Source organism: Ruegeria sp. CJ9 (genome assembly GCF_056536625.1).
In genome coordinates, this window is sequence record NZ_JBQFPY010000005.1 from 82,428 (window position 1) to 102,187 (window position 19,760).

The window sequence follows — 19,760 nt, forward strand, 5'->3', positions numbered from 1 at the left end:
ATGTCAAAACGCGACTACTACGATGTGCTCGGCGTATCAAAGGGCGCATCAGCGGATGAAATCAAAAAGGGTTTTCGCAAGAAAGCCAAAGAGTTGCATCCCGATCGCAACAAAGACAACCCGGATGCCGAGTCGCAGTTCAAAGAAGCCAACGAGGCTTATGATGTTCTGCGCGACGCCGACAAAAAGGCCGCATATGACCGTTTCGGCCATGCCGCCTTTGAAAACGGTATGGGCGGCGGTGGTGGTCGTCCGGGCGGCGGCTTTGGTCAGGGTGATTTCTCCAGCGCATTCTCAGACGTGTTCGACGATCTGTTCGGCGATTTCATGGGCGGTCAGCGTGGCGGCCCCGGTGGCGGGCGCCGTGCGGCGCGCGGATCGGACCTGCGCTATAACCTGCGCGTGACGCTGGAAGAGGCGTTCGCGGGCCTGCAGAAAACCATCAGTGTTCCTGCTGCCGTGGCCTGTTCGGCCTGTGACGGATCGGGTGCAGAAGGCGGAGTGGAGCCAACCACCTGTCCAACCTGTTCGGGCATGGGCAAGGTGCGTGCACAGCAGGGTTTCTTTACCGTCGAACGATCCTGCCCGACCTGTTCGGGTCTGGGTCAGATCATCAAGAACCCCTGTAAAGCCTGTGGCGGTGCAGGCCGCGTGGAAAAAGAGCGTGCGCTGTCCGTCAACATCCCCGCCGGTGTCGAGACCGGAACCCGCATCCGCCTGGCGGGTGAGGGTGAAGCTGGGATGCGCGGTGGCCCTCCGGGTGATCTGTATATCTTTGTCGAAGTGTCGGATCACAAGCTGTTCGAACGCGACAGCGTGAACCTGTATTGCCGCGTCCCTGTCAGCATGGCCAAGGCCGCGCTGGGCGGTTCGATCGAAGTGCCAACCATCGATGGTGGCCGCGGCCGCGTGCAAATACCAGCAGGCAGCCAATCGGGCCGTCAGATGCGCCTGCGCGGCAAAGGCATGCCCGCCCTGCGTGGCGGCGGTGTGGGTGACATGTTCATCGAACTGGCGGTGGAAACGCCGGTCAACCTGACCAGTCGCCAAAAAGAACTGCTGAAAGAGTTCGACGATTTGGGTGAGGATAACCACCCGGAATCAAAAAGCTTTTTCTCATCCGTCAAATCCTTTTGGGATGGGATGAAGGGCTAAGATCACTCCACCAAGTTGCTAAAAGGCCGATCCCCTTGGGTCGGCTTTTTTCGTTTATAGGTCCAGTTTGTCCACGAACTTCGCGAAAATTGGCCCTTGAATCCCTTCGCATCCCCTGAGATTGTCGCGCCAACCGTTGGGGTGCCCTGATCAAGGGGCTGAGAGGCGTGAATGCGCTAACCCATCGAACCTGATCCGGGCAATACCGGCGTAGGGAACGGTCTACACACACAGACGTTTTCCATGCTGCGTTGCCCCCTGATGATGGAGCAACGATATGGCGCATATTGCCCTGACAATTGCGGGCTCGGACAGTGGCGGTGGGGCCGGGATTCAGGCGGATCTCAAGGCTATGTCTGCGTTGGGCGTGTATGGGGCCAGCGTGATCACGGCGGTCACGGCGCAGAACACGCGGGCTGTGACCGCAGTGCATGGCATACCGCTCAACGTAGTGGCCGCTCAGATCGAGGCGGTGCTGACCGACCTGGATGTGAGCGCGATCAAGATCGGCATGCTTGCGACCCCTGAAATTATTCAAACCGTTGCCGGGGCCATCGCTGGGTTTGATGGCCCCGTCGTTTTGGACCCGGTGATGATCTCCAAATCTGGCGATGCCTTGCTGGCACAGGATGCGGTTCGCACCCTGCGTGATGTTCTTGTGCCCCAAGCGACCATGCTTACCCCGAACTTACCCGAGGCCGCTTGTTTGCTGGGCACCTCGGACGCCGAATCCCCCGATCAGATGATCGCGCAGGGGATGGCGCTGTGCGGGCTGGGGGCGCGGTCGGTATTGATGAAAGGCGGACATGGGCGCGGCGACGTTTGCCACGACGTCTTGCTTGATCCTTCGGGAGTTGTGGCAGAATTCACCGCCCCCCGGTGCGATACGCGCAACACGCATGGCACCGGTTGCACCCTGTCGTCTTCGATAGCAGCCGGGCTGGCGCGAGGGCTGGGCCTGACCGATGCGGTCGCGCAGGCGCATGAGTATCTGCAAGGGGCCATTGCTAAAGCTGACGGTCTGATGGTCGGACAGGGGCATGGCCCGGTTCATCATTTCCATCGGGTCTGGCCCGCGTGACGGTCTGGTCGGTCATAGGGGCCGGTGTGGCCGGGCTGGCAGCAGCCAGCGAGCTAGTGTCGCGCGGGGCCAAGGTTCAGATCTTTGATCCCAGTGGTCCACCTGGCCCGCATGGGTGTTCTTGGTGGGCTGGCGGTATGCTGGCCCCATGGTGCGAGTTTGAAAACGCCGAAGAACCGGTGTTGCGGTTGGGAAAGGCTGCGTTCGAGTGGTGGTCTACGCGTACTCGGGTGGAACAACGTGGCACGCTGGTTGTTGCCAACCCGCGTGATCTGCCGGATTTGCGTCGGTTCGCCCGTCGGACCGGGGGGTATACCGAGATTAGTCCGGCTGAAGTTGCCAATTTAGAGCCTGATTTAACCAGTTTCACCAACGGTCTGCATTTCACGGATGAGGCTCATCTGAACCCACGACAGGCGCTGCGGGATCTGCACCGCCAATTGCTGGACCAAGGGGTAGTCTTCCACCGGAAACTGGCCCCGACCCAGCTGGAGAATGTAATCGATTGCCGCGGTCTGCACGCGCGTGAGGTTTTGCACGACCTGCGCGGCGTCAAGGGAGAGATGTTGGTGATCCGCTGCCCGGACGTGACCCTGACGCGACCTGTACGTCTACTGCATCCAAGGATGCCGCTGTACATCGTGCCGCGTGGGGATGGTGTCTACATGCTGGGCGCAACGATGATCGAAAGCGAAGACAGCAGCCGTATCACGGCCCGATCCATGCTGGAACTGCTCAGTGCCGCCTATGCGCTGAACCCCGCCTTTGGCGAGGCCGAGGTGCTTGAGATCGGTGTCGATCTGCGCCCGGCTTTTCCCGACAACCTGCCCCGCATCCGGCGGCTGGGGCATACGATTTATGCCAACGGACTGTACCGCCATGGCTATCTGCTGGCCCCAGCGCTGGCGCAGGGAGTGGCCGATCTGGCGTTGGACAACGAACATTCGGAGATGGTCGATGAAGATCGTGCTTAATGGTGAATCGCGCGAGGTGCGCGCCGAAATCCTCTCGGACCTGTTGGTCGAATGCGGGTTCTCTGGACGGGTGGCGACAGCTGTAAACGAAGACTTTGTGCCCTCGGGTCTGCGCATTGCTCAAAAGTTGACCGATGGCGACCGGGTTGAAGTCGTCGCGCCGATGCAGGGAGGCTGAGGATGAAAAGCTTTTATGGGACCCAACTTCCCAACTCATTGATGCTGGGCACGGCGCAGTACCCCAGCCCCGCCATTCTGGAACAGGCGTTTCGCGAGAGCGGCGCGGGTGTTGCCACAGTTTCCTTGCGCCGTGAATCCGGGGCTGGGCAGACCTTCTGGCAGATGATCCGCGAGCTGGGCGTGCTGATCCTGCCAAACACCGCTGGTTGCCACACGGTCAAAGAAGCCGTAACCACCGCCCATATGGCGCGTGAGGTGTTTGACACTAATTGGATCAAGCTGGAATTGATCGGCCACACTGACAGTTTGCAGCCAGATGTGTTTCAACTGGTCGAGGCCGCGCGCATACTGACCGAGGACGGGTTTCAGGTTTTCCCCTACACCACCGACGACCTGATCGTGGGTGAGCGTCTGCTGGCCGCCGGGTGCGAGGTGCTGATGCCTTGGGGTGCACCCATCGGGTCGGGGCGCGGGCTGAACAATGAATATGCTCTACGCGCGATGCGGGCCGAGTTCCCCAATGTTCCATTGGTTGTGGATGCCGGGATCGGCCTGCCCAGTCACGCTTCGCAGGCGATGGAGTTTGGTTATGACGCCGTTCTGCTGAATACCGCTGTCGCTCGTGCTGGAAACCCTGTGGCCATGGCCCGCGCGATGATACTGGCGATTGAGGCCGGGCAACTGGCGCATCAAGCCGACCCGATCGAGGCGCGCGATATGGCCGAACCGTCAACTCCGGTAATCGGAAAGGCCTTCTTATCATGATGTTAGGCCGATTTTATCCGATCTTCGACCACTCTGATTGGTTGCGCCGGATGCTGCCCCTGGGTGTGAAGCTGGTGCAACTGCGGATTAAGGATCAGCTTGATGTGGTCATACGGGAGCAGATCGCCCAATCGTTGGAACTATGCCGTGCCCACGGCACCGTGCTGGTGGTCAATGATCATTGGCAGGCGGCTATCGACGCTGGTTGTGAGTGGATTCATCTCGGGCAAGAGGATCTGGACGTGGCTGATCTGAAAGCCATCCGCAAGGCGGGGCTGAAACTGGGTGTCTCCACCCACGATGATGATGAATTAGAGCGAGTCCTGACCATGGACCCGGACTATGTGGCTTTGGGCCCGGTCTATCCGACGATCCTGAAAAAAATGAAATGGGAACAGCAGGGCCTGCCACGCGTCACCGAATGGAAGGCACGGGTGGGGGATATCCCTCTGGTCGCGATTGGCGGCATGAGCGTTGAGCGGGCGCCGGGCGTATTGCAGGCGGGGGCCGACATCGTCTCGGTCGTCACGGACGTCACGCTGAATTCCGATCCAGAAACCCGCGTTCGCGAATGGATCGAGGTCACGAGATGAGCCGCTATGCCCGCCAGATGATCCTGCCCGAGGTTGGATCGGCAGGCCAGACCCGCCTGTCAGCAGCGCGGGTTCTGGTGGTGGGCGCGGGCGGATTAGCCTCCCCGGTCTTACCCTTGTTGGCCGGGGCCGGGGTTGGGCATATAACCATCCTGGACCGGGATCAGATCGCGCAATCGAACCTGCATCGGCAGACATTGTTCGCTGAATCCGACTGTGGGCGCGCCAAGGCCAAAGTCGCCGCAGAACGCTGCCGGGCGCTGAATGGTGACATCACCGTAATGGCCAAGAATCAGGCTCTAACAAACCAGAATGTGTTAAATTTTGTCCGCGGCTCTGACATTGTTCTGGACTGCGCGGACAGTTATGCGGCCAGCTATATCCTGTCGGATACCTGTTTGTTGCAGGGCAAGCCGCTGATCAGCGCATCCGTATTGGGGCTGACAGGCTATGTCGGTGGGTTTTGTGCTGGCGCGCCGTCCTTGCGTGCGGTGTTTCCGGATGCACCGGATAGCGGCGCGAGCTGTGCAACGGCCGGCGTGCTGGGCCCTGTCGTTGGGGTGATAGGTGCCTTGCAGGCGCAAATGGCGCTGGGCGTGATCCTTGGCCTGGACCCCTCGCCTTTGGGACAGTTGGTACAGTTTGACGCCCGCACGCTGCGCAACAGCACATTCAGATTTGACGGCGCACCGGAACCGGCGCACTACTTTCGATTTCTTTCCGCCAGCCAATTGAGCGAAGATGATGTGATCATTGAACTGCGCACCCGGGACGAGGCCCCCGAGCCTCTTCACAGTAGGGCACGTCGGGACATTGTTGAATCCCTGAAAACAGAGCCTAACAAAGGACGACGACTTGCGCTTTGTTGCTCTAGCGGATTGCGCGCATGGCGGGCGGCTGAGCAAATTCAATCGGATTGGTCCGGTGAGATTGTCCTGGTTGCAGCCTCAACTACATGAGTGAATTGATACACGAGGTAGGTGGAAACCGGTGAGTATCGACCAAAGGGGTCTAAGGTCGTTTGGACGCGTTAACCTTTCGGAAACCGTTTCTGCGCAAATCTGAACGCATGACTCAGGACGCCTTTGCCGAAGCCCCGATGCTGTTTGAAAGTGACGAAGCCCCGGTGGCGCCCCTGCCCTCGGGTCGGTTACCGTCCTACATCAAAGACCACCGGAAACGCCTGCGGGAACGGTTCATGTCAGGCGGATCGGCGGCGATGCCGGATTATGAACTGTTGGAACTGGTGCTGTTCCGTTCAATCCCGCGGCAGGATGTAAAGCCGCTGGCACGGGCGCTGATGGACACGTTTGGGGATTTCAACCGGGTTCTGACCGCGCCCGAGGAACGGCTGCGTCAGATCAAGGGCGTTGGTGACACGGTGATCACCGATCTGAAGATACTTGAGGCCTGCGCCCATCGCATGGCCCGCGCGCGGGTGATGCAGCGGCACGTGATTTCAGGTTGGGATGCACTGCTGGACTATTGTCACACCACGATGGCCCATCGCGAGACGGAGCAGTTCCGGGTGTTCTATCTGGATCGCAAGAACGTGTTAATCGCGGATGAGGAACAGGCCAAGGGCACCGTCGATCACGTACCCGTCTATCCGCGCGAGGTTGCGAAACGGGCGTTGGAATTGAATGCGTCAGCCTTGATCCTGGTACACAATCACCCTTCGGGCGATCCGACCCCGTCGCAATCAGATATCGACATGACCAACCGGATACAGGACGCATGTCTGGCCCTGGGGCTGACGCTGCATGATCATCTGATCATCGGCAAATCGAATGAGCTGAGCTTTCGGTCGCAGGGATATCTGTAGCGAGTTACTGAACCCAGATCTCGACCCGGCGGTTGATCTTTCGGCCCCATTCGGTGTCGTCGCAAGCCATCGGCATCGCCTCACCAAACGCATCGACTTGCAATTCAACACTATCGGGAATGGCAGTTTCCACCGCCGCCAACACCGCATTGCGCACGGTTTTGGCGCGCAGCAAGGCGATCCGCTTATTTGCAGTCGCGGCTCCGTCGCCGTCGCTGAAACCAACGAACACCAGCTTGCGCGCATTCAGCGTCCCGGCCTCAAGCTGTTGGGCCAAATGCTGGATGTTCGACCGTGATTGTGCGTCGGGGCGGGACGAGCCTGCCTCGAACCTGACCGATAGCGACAGCCGGGACATGGGTCTGAGGGTATCGACCATACGCTGCAATTCCTCCAACCCAACCTCGGGGCCACCCGAGGCCACCGCATTGGCCAGACGATCCCCCTGCAATCCGATCCGCATCATCTCGGGTTCCTGATCGACAAAACCCGCATTGCGGATCGCCTTTTGGGCTGCGTCGCCTTGGGTATAAGCCAGAAACTGCCGGGCGATACGGGGCAGGCGGCGCTTGGGGAGGTACAGGAACATGGGTGAGGTCAGCGGGTAGTCCTCGGTCTTGATCGTCTGCCGGGTGGCCATCAACACGTGACCACATCCACCGGTCAGGGGCAGTGCGCGGGCCGCGTCAACCTCGGCCTGGCTAGCGATGCCGATGGCAAAAGGGTCCTTGGTGACCTTTTGAACCAGATCGCTGCTGCGCTCATGCCTTATAACGGCATCAGACAGAACGACACTGGCGGGTGAAAGCAGTTGATCCTCGACCCCTTGTGCCAGACCTGATCCGGCGTCGGGCAGGTGCAGCGCAATTGGTGCGTCGGGTCCACCCAAGGCGGACCAATTGTCAATCGAGCCAGAAAACACCAAGGCAAGATCCGCAGGAGAGATTTGGGGCACGGGATTGTCCGGCGCCACGATGGGCACCAACGCATCCAACGCAATAACCCGCGACCGGCGTGCGTGGTTCAAGTCGCCCAAACCAGCGGCCTCGGCAGCCTCTTGCTCTGACGGGCGGATTTCGCGCAAAGCCATGACAATGTCGGCTTGATCCGCGATCAGATCGGCAAAGCCCTGACCGGTATTGCCGATATCGAAATAGAATCGGCCCAGCGGCGCGTCGCGCCCATCCTGATGAAGCTCGTATATCAAACTGTCCGGAGCGGATTGGCGGGACGTGACTGACAGCCCTTCCTGTTCGGCAAAGCCCATCAACAGGGCAGGCAACACCTTCTCGGCCATGACGGAAGAGCCTGAAAACCTCAGTTCGCCCACGAAATCGGTCAGATTGGGGCAGGCAGGGCCATCGCAGGTCACGCCCGAGCCATCCACCGTCAGCTCACCAAATTGAGTGTCGACGCGGTAGAACTCTCCGTCAAAGCCAAGCAGGGTGCCTGTCACCTCGACCTTGCCGTCATGAGAGGTGAGCGTGATATCCTGCGCCTGAACGGCTGAGGAAAGTGTTGCCGAAAACAGTGCGACCGCCGCCACACGAAGAAATGTCATAGGAAGTTCGAGCCTGCCTGCGGTTTTAGTTTGCCGCGATTGTCAGGTTTTGGAACAGATTATTCAACACCAGAAACTCACCTGTTTTGGAGCAGTTTGGAAAGTTCAGCGTTAATTCGCGCGGCCGCAGTTTCCGGTCTTCGCGCATCTCCAGCGACTGGACGTGCAGGTCCGTGCCGCAATTTTCTGATGTCACCTCAGCCTCGACCGTCAATTCGATCGAGCCCGATTGATCCGATTGCGCGGCGGGAAAGGAATAGATCTCGAGGTTGCGCGCATCGCTGAAGGTCGGTTGCGTCAGCTGAACGACACTGCCTGCGCCTTGCGAGTCAGACTGCGCCGAAACATGACCTGCATCCCCATAGCTGGCCCCAAATTCCAGCGCGTGGATCTGCAGCTCGGTCGTGCCCTGCCATTGTAATACAACGCGGGCATACTGGCTGATGTCGGGAACGTGAGTGGTGGCTACGGTCCCTTTCTGATCGTCAAGCGAGATCAGGAAGATCGCGTATTCCGACAAGGCCGGTATGGTCAGGTCCAGCGTGCCATTGGCGTCTGTCTGCTGGGTTACGGTCAGTCCACTGTGATGCACCTCGATCCGTTCATTACCGTGGCAGGGGGCCTTGATGATCAGGCGCGCGGCAGCACCGGGCACGGCGCGTGCGCGGGCGCTCAGGCTACAATCAGAGCGATCAGAGGGGGTTGACCGGCTGGGAGTCTCAACTCGTTGTGCAGAAGGGATGGCGCGAACCGTTTCCTGGGCGGGGGTCGAGGAGGTCAAGACAATGTCCTCCAGCCCGGGAATACCGGCGCCTTGATCAGCGGCCGCAAGTTCAGTGCCCTGCACGTCGTCAGACCACGCAGGAAATCCATTTTGCATCAGGTAACCAATTGCCAGCGCGCAAACGACTGTGCCGCCGGTGGTCACGTAGTTCTTTATTACAAACAAGACACCCTCCCCAGTTGAAGGAGCGAGTCGCATATTGATTCTGAATCACGGCCAATATGTGGCCGTGAGGGGGACTCAATGTGTCTGAATTACGCTGACGTCAGGTCAGGCGCCCGTGGCAGTGTTTAAATTTTTTGCCCGATCCACAGGGGCAACGGTCATTGCGCGACGGGTTGCCCCAGGTGCTTGGATCATCCTCGACAAAGCCGGGACGCGGATCGCCCGAGGCTTCGGCCTCGGCTACCGCTTCGGCCCGCTCGGTCGCTTGTTCGACCTGCTGCTGCGCCTGAGCCTGTTGTGCTTGCATCTGCGCCAGCATTTCCCGCTGCTCTTCTTCAGACAGTGGGCGCACGCGTGACAATTGCTGAGTCACGGTCTCACGCAGGCTATCGAGCATCGACTCGAACAGCTGGAAGCTCTCGTTCTTGTATTCGTTCAGCGGATCGCGCTGGGCATAGCCGCGGAACCCAACGACCGAGCGCAGATGTTCCAGCGTCAACAGATGCTCGCGCCATTTACCGTCGATGGTGTTCAACAGCACCTGTTTTTCGATGTTGCGCATGTTTTCGGGACCAAAGGCCGCCGCTTTCTGCGCCATCATCTCGTCTGCGGCGTTGATCAGACGTTCGCGTACCTGCTCGTCATCCACGCCTTCTTCGGCGGCCCAGTCCTGTACAGGGGCGTCGATGGTCAGCTTATCCTTGAGCGCCTCGTGCAGACCGTCAGTGTCCCATTGATCGGCATAGGATTTTGGCGGCATGTGTTCGTCGATCAGATCGTCGATCACCTGTTCGCGCATATCCGAGACGATTTCGGACAGGTCGTCCGAAGACATGATCTCACGCCGTTGGCTGAACACTACCTTCCGCTGGTCGTTCATCACGTCGTCAAATTTCAGGACGTTCTTGCGCATGTCAAAGTTGCGGCCTTCGACCTTGGACTGTGCCCGCTCCAGTGACTTGTTCACCCAGGGGTGGACGATGGCTTCGCCTTCTTTCATGCCCAGGGTGGTCAGCACCTTATCGAGCCGTTCTGACCCAAAGATTCGCATCAGGTCGTCTTCGAGGCTCAGGTAAAACACGGTGCGGCCCGGATCGCCCTGACGGCCCGAACGGCCACGAAGCTGGTTGTCGATGCGGCGGCTTTCGTGACGCTCGGACGCCATTACATAAAGACCACCGGCTGCCAGAACCTTTTCCTTTTCCTCGGCATGGCGGGATTCTTCAGCGGCACGCAGCTGGGCCGGGTCGGCCTCGGGGTTTTCGGCCAGTGCCTGCAAAACCTTCATTTCCACATTGCCGCCCAGCTGAATATCGGTGCCGCGGCCAGCCATGTTGGTGGCGATAGTCACCGCACCCAGACGGCCGGCATCGGCGACGATCTGCGCCTCTTGCTCGTGCTGGCGGGCGTTCAGAACATTGTGTGCAATGCCTTCCTTTTGCAGCATTTGGCTGAGCAGTTCGGATTTCTCGATCGACGTGGTGCCCAGGAGGACCGGCTGGCCCTTTTCCTGCGCCTCTTTGGTCTGTTCGATCATCGCGCCGTATTTCTCACCGGCGGTGCGATAGACCTGATCGTCTTCGTCCAAACGGGCAATCGGTTTGTTGGTCGGAACCTCGACTACGCCCAAACCGTAGATTTCAGCGAATTCTTCGGCCTCGGTCAGTGCGGTGCCAGTCATGCCGCCCAGCTTGTCGTACAGGCGGAAATAGTTTTGGAAAGTCACACTGGCCAGCGTCACGTTTTCCGGCTGAATCTGCACACCTTCTTTGGCTTCGATGGCCTGATGCAGACCTTCGGACAGGCGGCGGCCCGGCATCATCCGGCCGGTGAATTCGTCGATCAGCACGACATCGCCGTCACGGACGATATAGTCCTTGTCGCGCGTGAACAGCTTGTGCGCGCGCAGACCTTGGTTGACGTGGTGCACCACGGTTGTGCTTTCGGGATCATACAGCGAATGCCCTTCGGGGATCAGCCCCGCAGCAATCAGCTGCTGTTCCAGAAACTCGTTGCCCTCATCGGTGAAGGTCACGTTGCGGGACTTTTCGTCCAGCGTATAGTGATCGTCCTGCAACGAGGGGATCAATCCATCAATGGCGGTATACAGATCCGAACGGTCCTGCGACGGCCCAGAGATGATCAGAGGTGTTCGCGCTTCGTCGATCAGGATCGAGTCGACCTCGTCCACAATCGCGAAATTGTGGTATTTCTGGTAAATCTGATCCAGCTCGGCCTTCATATTGTCGCGCAGATAGTCGAAACCCAGCTCATTATTGGTGGCATAGGTCACGTCACAGGCATAGGCCGCTTTCTTTTCGGCGTCGGGTTGGCCCGACCAGATCACGCCGGTGGTCATGCCCACGGAGGCAAACACCTTGCCCATCCATTCCGAGTCGCGCTTGGCCAGATATTCGTTCACCGTGACCACGTGAACGCCCTTGCCGGTCAGCGCATTCAGATAGGCGGGGAAGGTGGCGACCAGAGTCTTGCCCTCACCGGTCTTCATTTCCGAGATGTTGCCTTGATGCAGGAACGCGCCGCCCATCAGCTGCACGTCAAAGGCGCGCAGACCCAGCGCGCGCTTGGCGCCTTCGCGGACGTTGGCAAAGGCTTCGGGCAGCAGGTCATCCAGGCTTTCACCATCCAGCGCGCGTTTGCGCAGCTCGGCGGTTTTTTCGATCAGGCCGTCATCGGACAGTTTTTCGAACTCTGGCTCCAGCGCGTTGATTTTCTCGACCAACGGGCGGGTCGCCTTAATCTTGCGGTCGTTCGGTGTTCCGAACACCTTTTTGGCGAGCGTTCCGAGTCCCAGCATGTTCACTCCAGCGGATCTGTTCTTATCGTGGTTGCGACAGGCTTGCCCACCTTGCGCGCAACCCATAGATACGGGGGGTGAAAGGCGGCCCTGTCCAAGGCTTCAAAGCGATGTAAGCGGCAGGTCCCAGAGTGTCAACGCTGCGCCCTGTCGCGGCAAAGAAATAGGATGATTCCATGCCCAAAGGCCTCACTTTTCTGCCATCGCTGGCGCTTGCTGCTGTGATGGCCCTGCCATTGGCCGCCGAAACCAAACCTGATGCCGCCACCGTGGTCGCTCGTGTGAACGGTGATGAAATCACATTGGGTCACATCATCGCCACCGCAGCCGCGCTGCCCGAGCAGTACCAGCAGATCGAAGACGATGTTCTGTATGATCTGATTCTGGATCAGCTGATCCAGCAACAATTGTTGAGCCAGCAGCAGGACGCTTTGAGCAAACTGAACACTCTGGCCTTGGAAAACGAGACGCGATCCATGCGGGCGGTGCAGGCGGTGGATGCGTTGATCGACGAAAACCTGACCGACGACGTGATACAAGACGCCTATGACGCCCAGTACGCAGATTTCGAAGGTTCGGACGAGTTCAACGCCAGCCATATTCTGGTGGAAACGGAAGACAAAGCCAAAGAAATCAAGGCACAGCTGGATGACGGCGCCGATTTTGCCGAGATGGCCAAAGAACACTCCACCGGCCCGTCGGGCCCGAACGGGGGTGAGCTGGGCTGGTTCGGACCCGGTCAGATGGTCCCGGAATTTGAGGCGGCCGTGATCGCGCTGGACAAAGGCCAGATTTCCGAGCCGGTGAAAACTCAGTTCGGCTGGCATCTGGTCACCCTGAACGACAAGCGCAAAACCGAAGCGCCTGAATTGGAACAGGTACGCGCCGAGTTGACCCAAACCCTGCAACAGGGCGTCATTCAGGCTCGGATCGACGAGCTGACCCGCGAGGCCGACATCGATCGTCCCGCCCCCGAGGGTGCTGGCCCCGAGGCGCTGCGTCAGATCGAACTGCTTCAGGAGTAACCCCCGTGGCCACGATCACCAAGGTATCTCCGTTGGCCCCGGCGGCCTTTCCCGATTTGCCCGCGATTGATGGTGTGCGGTTCGCCACGGTCGAGGCCGGTGTGCGCTATCAGGGCCGTACTGATGTTATGCTGGCGGTGATGGATCCCGGCACTTCGGTGGCGGGGGTGTTCACCCGCTCCGCCACACGCGCGGCCCCTGTCCTAGACTGTCAGGACAAGATCGGCGGAACCAACGAGGGACCAGCTGCGATCCTGGTGAATTCAGGCAATGCCAATGCCTTTACCGGTCATTATGGTCAGACCTCGGTGGCCGAGGTGACGCAGGCAGTTTCCAAGGCCACCGGTGTTCCGGTCGAACGGGTTTTTACCTCGTCCACCGGCGTAATTGGTGAGCCGCTGCCCCATGAGCGTATCGTGGCGCAGCTTGAGGCTCTGAAAGCGGGCCTCAGCCGTCACGCGGTCGAGGATGCCGCGCGCGCGATCATGACCACGGACACGTTCCCAAAAGGATCCTGCGCGCAGGTCGAGATTGATGGAAAAACAGTCTCTATTGCGGGGATTGCAAAGGGATCAGGCATGATCGCCCCGGATATGGCGACGATGCTGGTTTACATTTTCACCGATGCGCAGGTCGAACAGTCGGCGCTGCAGGCGCTGCTAGGCGCGCAGACGGACCGGACATTCAACTGCATCACGGTGGATAGCGATACCTCAACTTCGGACAGCCTGTTGCTGTGCGCGACCGGGGCGTCAGGCGTGGATGCGACGGGCAATGCCGCCTTTGCCGAGGCACTGGAAGGCGTGATGCTGGATTTGGCGCAGCAGGTAGTGCGCGACGGAGAAGGTGCGACTAAATTCGTGGAAATCCGCGTGACTGGGGCCACCTCGGACGCAGATGCCAAGGTGCATGGGTTGGCCATTGCCAATTCCCCTCTGGTCAAAACCGCAATTGCGGGCGAGGACCCGAACTGGGGCCGCGTTGTTATGGCCATCGGAAAATCGGGTGCCGCGGCGGATCGGGACCTGCTGAGCATTTCTTTCGGTGACATTCTGGTGGCCGAGAAAGGCTGGGTCAGCCCCGATTACAGCGAGGACGCCGCCGCCGCCTATATGAAAGGTCAGGATCTGGTGATCTCGGTCGACCTGGGGCTGGGCGAAGGTAAGTCCACCGTTTGGACCTGCGATCTGACCCACGGGTATATCGAGATCAACGCGGATTATCGCTCGTGAAACCGGAGCAATTCCAGCAAAAGTGGAGCCCGGTTTTGCGTCCGGGATTGCGACCATGAAAACCGTATTAGTGTCTGCCGTCGCCCTGATCGACATCGAGGGCCGGGTGTTGCTGGCGCAGCGCCCGGAAGGTAAATCCATGGCGGGCTTGTGGGAGTTCCCCGGCGGCAAGATCGAAGCCGGAGAAACGCCCGAAGCCGCCTTGATCCGCGAATTGCATGAGGAGCTGGGCATCGACACCTGGGCCTCCTGCCTTGCCCCGCTGACCTTCGCCAGTCACAGCTATGACGATTTTCACCTGTTGATGCCCTTGTTTGCCTGCCGCAAGTGGGAGGGGATCCCGCAGTCTAAAGAAGGGCAGGCACTGAAATGGGTGCGCGCGAATGAGTTGCGAAACTACCCGATGCCTGCAGCGGATGTGCCGCTGATCCCAATTTTGCGGGACTGGCTGTAAGTCCGTCAGATTGGACGTCGGAACGAAATCAGTTCCGTTTTCAACCAAGAGAATGTGAATGCAATGTGAACAACGCGTTGCTTCTGTATTTAATATTGTTGATGCAAACTCTGTTAGCTTACGGCGAGTCGAAAACACCTAATGGTGCCTGTCTGCAGAATTACTCAATGATAAGGTCAGGGGCGGCTACGCAGATTGAATGGCGCAGATCGGATTGGTGATGTTATGAAAAGCGATACAAGTTCCACCAACAATGAATTGCAAAACAAATGGGCGACATGGACGATGAAGCCTGAAAAGAAACAGCTAAGTTTCAAGTATTTCGCGTCTGCATTGGTCATTGCGGCGTCGGCCTTTGTTGTTGTCGGCCTTCATCAACACGCGATTTTCTGAATTTTTTACCAGCGCCCAACGCGCCGTGTCTTATGTGGTAATCCAGAATATTTAGCCATTAGAAGACCTCCGCAAGACCGATGTCTGCGGCGGCAAATCGTTCCTGACGATCAGAGCATTTGATAGTAGGTCAGGGCTGTTTATCTGTTCGTTTGGTTTAGGTTTGCAATTTTCACACCCAAGATTGGTCAGGTTTCACCACGTCTTGGTTGTTACAATTCGTAAGAATTGAGAAAACATCAGGAAAAAGTTGACGCTGATCGTGCAAGCGTCCCTTAATCGGGCGTTGGCGTCCGGGGTTGATCCTCGGGTCCGCTTTTTCCGGCCCGGGGAGAGGTCGGATGTGGAGGAGAGGAAGATTGGCTCAGACGCAGTCGGGCGCCGAGGGGATGCACTCCCTTGCTGCGCTGCTACACCGAAACGCGACACAGTTCGGGGACGCCCCGGCCTATCGAGAGAAAGAATTCGGCATCTGGCAATGCTGGACTTGGGCTGAGACGACTAAGGAAATTCGTGCCATCGCGTTGGGGTTTCTCGAGTTGGGTGTTGAAAAGGGCGACCATATTGCTGTGATCGGTCGCAACCGCCCGGCGCATTATTGGTCGATGGTCGCTGCGCAAATGGTCGGAGCGGTGCCAGTTCCGCTGTATCAGGACGCGGTGGCCGAAGAGATGGCCTATGTACTGGAACATTGCGGTGCAAAATACGTTGTCTGCGGCGATCAAGAGCAGGTCGATAAGGTCATCGAGATTCAGGAAAACCTGCACCAGGTCAAACACATTCTTTATACCGACAAGCGGGGGATGCGGAAATACGACCATTCCCAGATGAACGCGCTGGACGACATCATGGCCGAAGGCCGTGCCGGTCACGCCCGGTTCGATGCGGAACTGGACAAGCGCATTGCTGCGGTCACTTATGACGATACCTGCGTGATGCTCTATACCTCGGGCACTACCGGCAAGCCCAAGGGTGTGGTGTTGTCGAACCGCAACGTCATCGAAAGCGCCAAGAATTCAGCCGAGTTCGATCATCTGACCCAGAGCGAGGATATCCTGTCCTACCTGCCGATGGCCTGGGTGGGCGATTTTATCTTTTCCATCGGTCAGGCCTATTGGTGCGGGTTCTGCGTGAACTGCCCCGAAAGCGCCGATACGATGATGACCGATCTTCGCGAGATCGGACCGACCTATTTCTTCGCCCCGCCGCGCGTGTTCGAAACACAGCTGACCAATGTGATGATCCGGATGGAGGACGCGGGCAAGCTGAAGCAGCGCATGTTCCATCACTTCATGGCGCATGCCAAGAAGGTCGGAGGTTTGCTGTTGGATGGCAAACCCGTGGGCCTCGGTGATAAGTTGAAATACGCGCTGGGCAATCTGCTGGTCTACGGCCCGCTGAAGGATACGCTGGGTTATGGTCGGTTCCGGGTGGGCTATACAGCGGGTGAGGCCATCGGGCCCGAGATTTTCGATTTCTACCGATCCCTTGGCATCAATCTGAAACAGCTCTACGGCCAGACCGAGGCCACCGTGTTCATCACCGTGCAACCGGACGGCGAAGTACGCGCGGATACGGTTGGTGTGCCTGCGCCGGATGTCGAGTTGAAGATCGATGACAAGGGAGAAATTCACTATCGCTCGCCCGGTGTTTTTGTTGAGTATTTCAAAAACCCGGATTCCACGGCCTCGACCAAAGATGCCGAGGGATGGGTTGCCACTGGCGATGCCGGTTTCATCGAAGAGAACTCAGGGCATTTGCGGATAATTGACCGCGCAAAGGATGTGGGCAAGATGGCCGACGGGTCGATGTTTGCGCCGAAATACGTCGAGAACAAGCTGAAATTCTATCCTGACATCCTTGAAGTTGTTTTGTTTGGAAACGGCAAGGATCGCTGCGTGGCCTTTATCAATATCGACCTGACAGCAGTGGGCAATTGGGCGGAACGTAACAACGTGGCCTACGGGTCTTATCAAGAACTGACGGCGAATCCACAGGTGTTAGAGACCATCAAGGCACATGTGGAAGAGGTGAACAAATCTGTTGCCGCCGACGAGATGCTGTCGGGCTGTCAGGTGCATCGCTTTGTGGTTCTACACAAGGAACTGGATGCGGATGACGGCGAGATGACCCGCACGCGGAAAGTGCGGCGCGGGTTTGTCGAGGACAAGTTCAGCGACATTATCGCGGCGCTGTATGACGGGTCAGAGACCGTCTCAACCAAAACGGAAGTGACCTATGAGGACGGCCGCAAGGGATCGATCAGCGCGACGCTTGAGATCGTAGATGCGCCGGTTGTACCGGTCGCTCAACATAAAGTGGCTGCGGAATGATGGGTCGCCGAGCGCCGCTCGACCTGCGGTCATCGCCCCGCCCGCCATCCCGTTTTTGCGTAGGTCAGGGAGTGACTGATGCTGGATAGTTCCGAAGGATATGTCACCGAAGACGGCCGCAAGATCGGCGGCGTGGTGATGGAGATGAAGAACATCACTCTGCGTTTTGGCGGTGTTGTGGCAATCAAGGATATCTCGTTTGATATTCGCGAGGGTGAGATCCGCGCCATCATCGGGCCGAATGGGGCAGGTAAATCCTCGATGTTGAACGTGATTTCCGGGTTCTATGTCCCGCAAGAGGGTGAGGTCTGGTTTCACGGGGCCAAGCGCCCACCGATGCGGCCATTCGAGGTCGCGCAGCAAGGCATTGCGCGGACGTTCCAGAACATTGCTCTGTTCGAAGGTATGAGCGTTTTGGACAACGTTATGACCGGACGGCTGAACTTTATGAAGACCAACATTTTTCAGCAGGCCTGGTGGAAGGGCAAGGCAGAAGCGGAAGAGGTGGAAAACCGCGAGGCAGTGGAGAAGATCATCGATTTTCTGGAAATCCAGCACATTCGCAAAACGCCGGTGTCGCGCCTGCCCTACGGGTTGAAAAAGCGGGTCGAGCTGGCCCGTGCGCTGGCGGCCGAACCCAGGCTGCTGCTGCTGGATGAGCCGATGGCGGGCATGAATGTCGAAGAAAAAGAGGACATGAGCCGCTTTATCCTAGACGTGAATGACGAGTTCGGCACCACCATTGCCTTGATCGAACACGATATGGGCGTGGTGATGGACCTGAGCGATCGCGTGGTCGTGATGGATTACGGAAAAAAGATCGGCGACGGCACCCCGGATGAGGTGCGCAGCAATCAGGACGTCATCGACGCCTATCTGGGGGTCAGTCATGACTGAGCATCGGACAGACATGGGGAGAGGCGCAGATGCCTGAACAACTCGTATTCGCGATGGAGGTCATCCTCAACGGTCTGATGGCCGGGGTGCTCTATGCGTTGGTCGCGCTGGGCTTTGTTCTGATCTACAAAGCTTCGGGGATTTTCAATTATGCCCAAGGCGTTATGGCGCTGTTTGCGGCGATGACGCTGGTCGGGGTCATGAACGGGCAGGTGCCCTTTGCGCATGTGATAAATGCAACTTTTGGCACGCATGTTCATACCTTCGGGTGGAATGTGCCCGCTTTTGTGGCGATCCTTTTGACCATGGGTGTCATGGTATTGCTGGCCTGGGCGGTACAGCGGTTCGTCATGCGTCATCTGGTAGGGCAAGAGCCGATCATCCTGTTCATGGCCACCATCGGGCTGGCCTATTTCCTTGAAGGTGTGGCCGACCTGATGTGGGGGTCCGAGATCAAGACGCTGGATGTGGGCCTGCCGCAGGGCATCAATCTGTGGATTGATGAGAGCACCTTTAACATCTTCGGTTATGGCTTCTTCCTCGACAATCTGGACATCGTGGCGACCGTGATTGCGGCGCTGCTGGTGGCGGCCTTGGTGGCGTTCAGCCAGTACACCAAACAGGGCCGGGCCATGCGTGCAGTGGCCGATGACCATCAGGCAGCACTGTCGGTTGGCATCTCGCTGAACTTCATCTGGATCATGGTCTGGTCGGTGGCTGGGTTCGTGGCGCTGGTCGCGGGCATCATGTGGGGCACCAAGTCGGGCGTGCAGTTCTCGCTGTCGCTGATCGCGCTCAAGGCGCTGCCGGTGCTGATGCTGGGCGGGTTTACCTCGATCCCAGGTGCCATTGTCGGCGGGTTGATAATCGGTGTGGGTGAGAAACTGTTCGAGTTCGCCGTCGGCCCGCTGGTCGGCGGCGCGACCGAGAACTGGTTCGCTTACGTTTTGGCGTTGATCTTCCTGGTGTTTCGTCCGCAAGGTCTCTTCGGTGAGAAAATTATCGAGAGAGTATAGATGGATAAGCTGGAACCCCTCTTCAAAACGTTGCCAATTGCATTGCTGGCCTATGGGTTCGCGCGGTCACTTGGTGACTGCTTTGAACTCAACCTGTCTGGTTCAAGCATAGCGATGCCTGGCGATACAGCGTGGGAGATGAGGATGTTGCTCATTGTGAGCTATCTGCGAGCCTTGGACTCGCTGTTCTTCTACGCAGCTTTTGCTGCTGTGGTGCATTGGCTGAACGTCAAAAGCCGCGGGGTCGCTACATGACCAAACTGATCGCCATCATCAACGTCATCGCATGGGCAGGGTTCTGGGCCTTTGGCTATATCGCCGTCACCTCGGAAGATCTGACCGAAAGCCAGCTGGTCGTGGCCGCGATACTGGCTTTTGCCGGGCTGATCACGGGCGTTCTGGCCTACATGAAACTGGTGCGCAACTCCGAGGCGAGCGGATACGCCAAGGGCACAAACCAACTGGATGCCGAGGCTCGTAACCGGGCACAGGAAGAGTGGGAGAAGTAA

At 58.4% G+C, this 19,760-nt stretch carries 20 protein-coding genes and 1 riboswitch; of the genes, 17 read left to right on the forward strand and 3 right to left on the reverse strand.

The genetic code is table 11. The features are described 5' to 3' along the window. The 8 genes from dnaJ (at position 1) to radC (ending at position 6,573) form a co-directional block, all read left to right on the forward strand. Complete coding sequence (gene dnaJ / locus ACR0AJ_RS11880; protein WP_170349590.1) at positions 1–1,155, forward strand: molecular chaperone DnaJ; 1,155 nt, start codon at positions 1–3, stop codon at positions 1,153–1,155. Positions 1,156–1,282: 127 nt separating this feature from the next. Next, positions 1,283–1,389, forward strand: a riboswitch (TPP riboswitch). Positions 1,390–1,432: 43 nt separating this feature from the next. Next, a complete protein-coding gene (gene thiD, locus ACR0AJ_RS11885) occupies positions 1,433–2,236 on the forward strand; it encodes a bifunctional hydroxymethylpyrimidine kinase/phosphomethylpyrimidine kinase (RefSeq protein WP_170361001.1) in 804 nt (267 codons plus the stop codon). Continuing rightward, complete coding sequence (locus ACR0AJ_RS11890) at positions 2,233–3,210, forward strand: FAD-dependent oxidoreductase (protein ID WP_480662921.1); 978 nt, start codon at positions 2,233–2,235, stop codon at positions 3,208–3,210. The genes thiD and ACR0AJ_RS11890 overlap by 4 nt, the downstream gene beginning before the upstream one ends. Then, positions 3,194–3,388 carry a sulfur carrier protein ThiS gene (gene thiS / locus ACR0AJ_RS11895; protein ID WP_170349593.1) on the forward strand — a complete coding sequence of 65 codons (195 nt, stop codon included), beginning with the start codon at positions 3,194–3,196 and terminating at the stop codon, positions 3,386–3,388. Before ACR0AJ_RS11890 ends, thiS begins: the two co-directional genes overlap by 17 nt. A 2-nt stretch (positions 3,389–3,390) precedes the next feature. Further along, positions 3,391–4,155, forward strand: coding sequence for a thiazole synthase (locus ACR0AJ_RS11900; protein WP_480740897.1), 765 nt, complete (start codon positions 3,391–3,393; stop codon positions 4,153–4,155). Beyond that, the gene (locus tag ACR0AJ_RS11905; RefSeq protein WP_480740898.1) at positions 4,152–4,748 is read left to right on the forward strand and encodes a thiamine phosphate synthase; all 597 of its coding nucleotides are present in this window, start codon (positions 4,152–4,154) and stop codon (positions 4,746–4,748) included. The genes ACR0AJ_RS11900 and ACR0AJ_RS11905 overlap by 4 nt, the downstream gene beginning before the upstream one ends. Further along, positions 4,745–5,707, forward strand: coding sequence for a HesA/MoeB/ThiF family protein (locus tag ACR0AJ_RS11910; protein ID WP_480740899.1), 963 nt, complete (start codon positions 4,745–4,747; stop codon positions 5,705–5,707). Before ACR0AJ_RS11905 ends, ACR0AJ_RS11910 begins: the two co-directional genes overlap by 4 nt. Positions 5,708–5,817: 110 nt before the next feature. Continuing rightward, the gene (gene radC, locus ACR0AJ_RS11915) at positions 5,818–6,573 is read left to right on the forward strand and encodes a RadC family protein (RefSeq protein ID WP_058283296.1); all 756 of its coding nucleotides are present in this window, start codon (positions 5,818–5,820) and stop codon (positions 6,571–6,573) included. A 4-nt stretch (positions 6,574–6,577) separates the two neighbouring features. Here radC and ACR0AJ_RS11920 read toward each other — a convergent pair whose 3' ends face one another. The 3 genes from ACR0AJ_RS11920 to secA form a co-directional block, all read right to left on the reverse strand. Further along, the gene (locus ACR0AJ_RS11920) at positions 6,578–8,134 is read right to left on the reverse strand and encodes a phosphate ABC transporter substrate-binding/OmpA family protein (RefSeq protein WP_480740901.1); all 1,557 of its coding nucleotides are present in this window, start codon (positions 8,132–8,134) and stop codon (positions 6,578–6,580) included. 25 nt (positions 8,135–8,159) lie between these two features. Beyond that, positions 8,160–9,083: a hypothetical protein gene (locus ACR0AJ_RS11925; protein WP_480740902.1), complete on the reverse strand. Its 924-nt coding sequence runs from the start codon at positions 9,081–9,083 to the stop codon at positions 8,160–8,162. Between the two features lie 100 nt (positions 9,084–9,183). After that, positions 9,184–11,901 carry a preprotein translocase subunit SecA gene (secA, locus tag ACR0AJ_RS11930; RefSeq protein ID WP_480740903.1) on the reverse strand — a complete coding sequence of 906 codons (2,718 nt, stop codon included), beginning with the start codon at positions 11,899–11,901 and terminating at the stop codon, positions 9,184–9,186. A gap of 176 nt (positions 11,902–12,077) precedes the next feature. Between secA and ACR0AJ_RS11935 the strand changes: the two genes are divergently transcribed. The 9 genes from ACR0AJ_RS11935 (at position 12,078) to ACR0AJ_RS11975 (ending at position 19,760) form a co-directional block, all read left to right on the forward strand. Further along, positions 12,078–12,926: a peptidylprolyl isomerase gene (locus ACR0AJ_RS11935; RefSeq protein ID WP_170349601.1), complete on the forward strand. Its 849-nt coding sequence runs from the start codon at positions 12,078–12,080 to the stop codon at positions 12,924–12,926. Positions 12,927–12,931: 5 nt separating this feature from the next. After that, positions 12,932–14,158: a bifunctional glutamate N-acetyltransferase/amino-acid acetyltransferase ArgJ gene (gene argJ, locus ACR0AJ_RS11940; RefSeq protein WP_480705406.1), complete on the forward strand. Its 1,227-nt coding sequence runs from the start codon at positions 12,932–12,934 to the stop codon at positions 14,156–14,158. A gap of 55 nt (positions 14,159–14,213) precedes the next feature. Next, positions 14,214–14,612, forward strand: a complete 399-nt coding sequence (gene mutT, locus ACR0AJ_RS11945) for an 8-oxo-dGTP diphosphatase MutT (protein WP_170349603.1) — start codon at positions 14,214–14,216, stop codon at positions 14,610–14,612. A gap of 195 nt (positions 14,613–14,807) precedes the next feature. After that, entirely contained in the window at positions 14,808–15,005 is a 198-nt protein-coding gene (locus ACR0AJ_RS11950; RefSeq protein WP_170360986.1) for a hypothetical protein, read from the forward strand. A 389-nt stretch (positions 15,006–15,394) separates the two neighbouring features. Continuing rightward, the gene (locus ACR0AJ_RS11955; RefSeq protein WP_480647796.1) at positions 15,395–17,338 is read left to right on the forward strand and encodes an AMP-binding protein; all 1,944 of its coding nucleotides are present in this window, start codon (positions 15,395–15,397) and stop codon (positions 17,336–17,338) included. A 78-nt stretch (positions 17,339–17,416) separates the two neighbouring features. Further along, on the forward strand, positions 17,417–18,235 hold the full coding sequence (locus tag ACR0AJ_RS11960; protein ID WP_170376430.1) for an ABC transporter ATP-binding protein: 819 nt from the start codon (positions 17,417–17,419) through the stop codon (positions 18,233–18,235). 29 nt (positions 18,236–18,264) lie between these two features. After that, on the forward strand, positions 18,265–19,251 hold the full coding sequence (locus ACR0AJ_RS11965) for a branched-chain amino acid ABC transporter permease (protein ID WP_480647578.1): 987 nt from the start codon (positions 18,265–18,267) through the stop codon (positions 19,249–19,251). Beyond that, positions 19,252–19,506 carry a hypothetical protein gene (locus tag ACR0AJ_RS11970; RefSeq protein ID WP_480740906.1) on the forward strand — a complete coding sequence of 85 codons (255 nt, stop codon included), beginning with the start codon at positions 19,252–19,254 and terminating at the stop codon, positions 19,504–19,506. Beyond that, entirely contained in the window at positions 19,503–19,760 is a 258-nt protein-coding gene (locus tag ACR0AJ_RS11975) for a hypothetical protein (protein WP_170349608.1), read from the forward strand. Before ACR0AJ_RS11970 ends, ACR0AJ_RS11975 begins: the two co-directional genes overlap by 4 nt.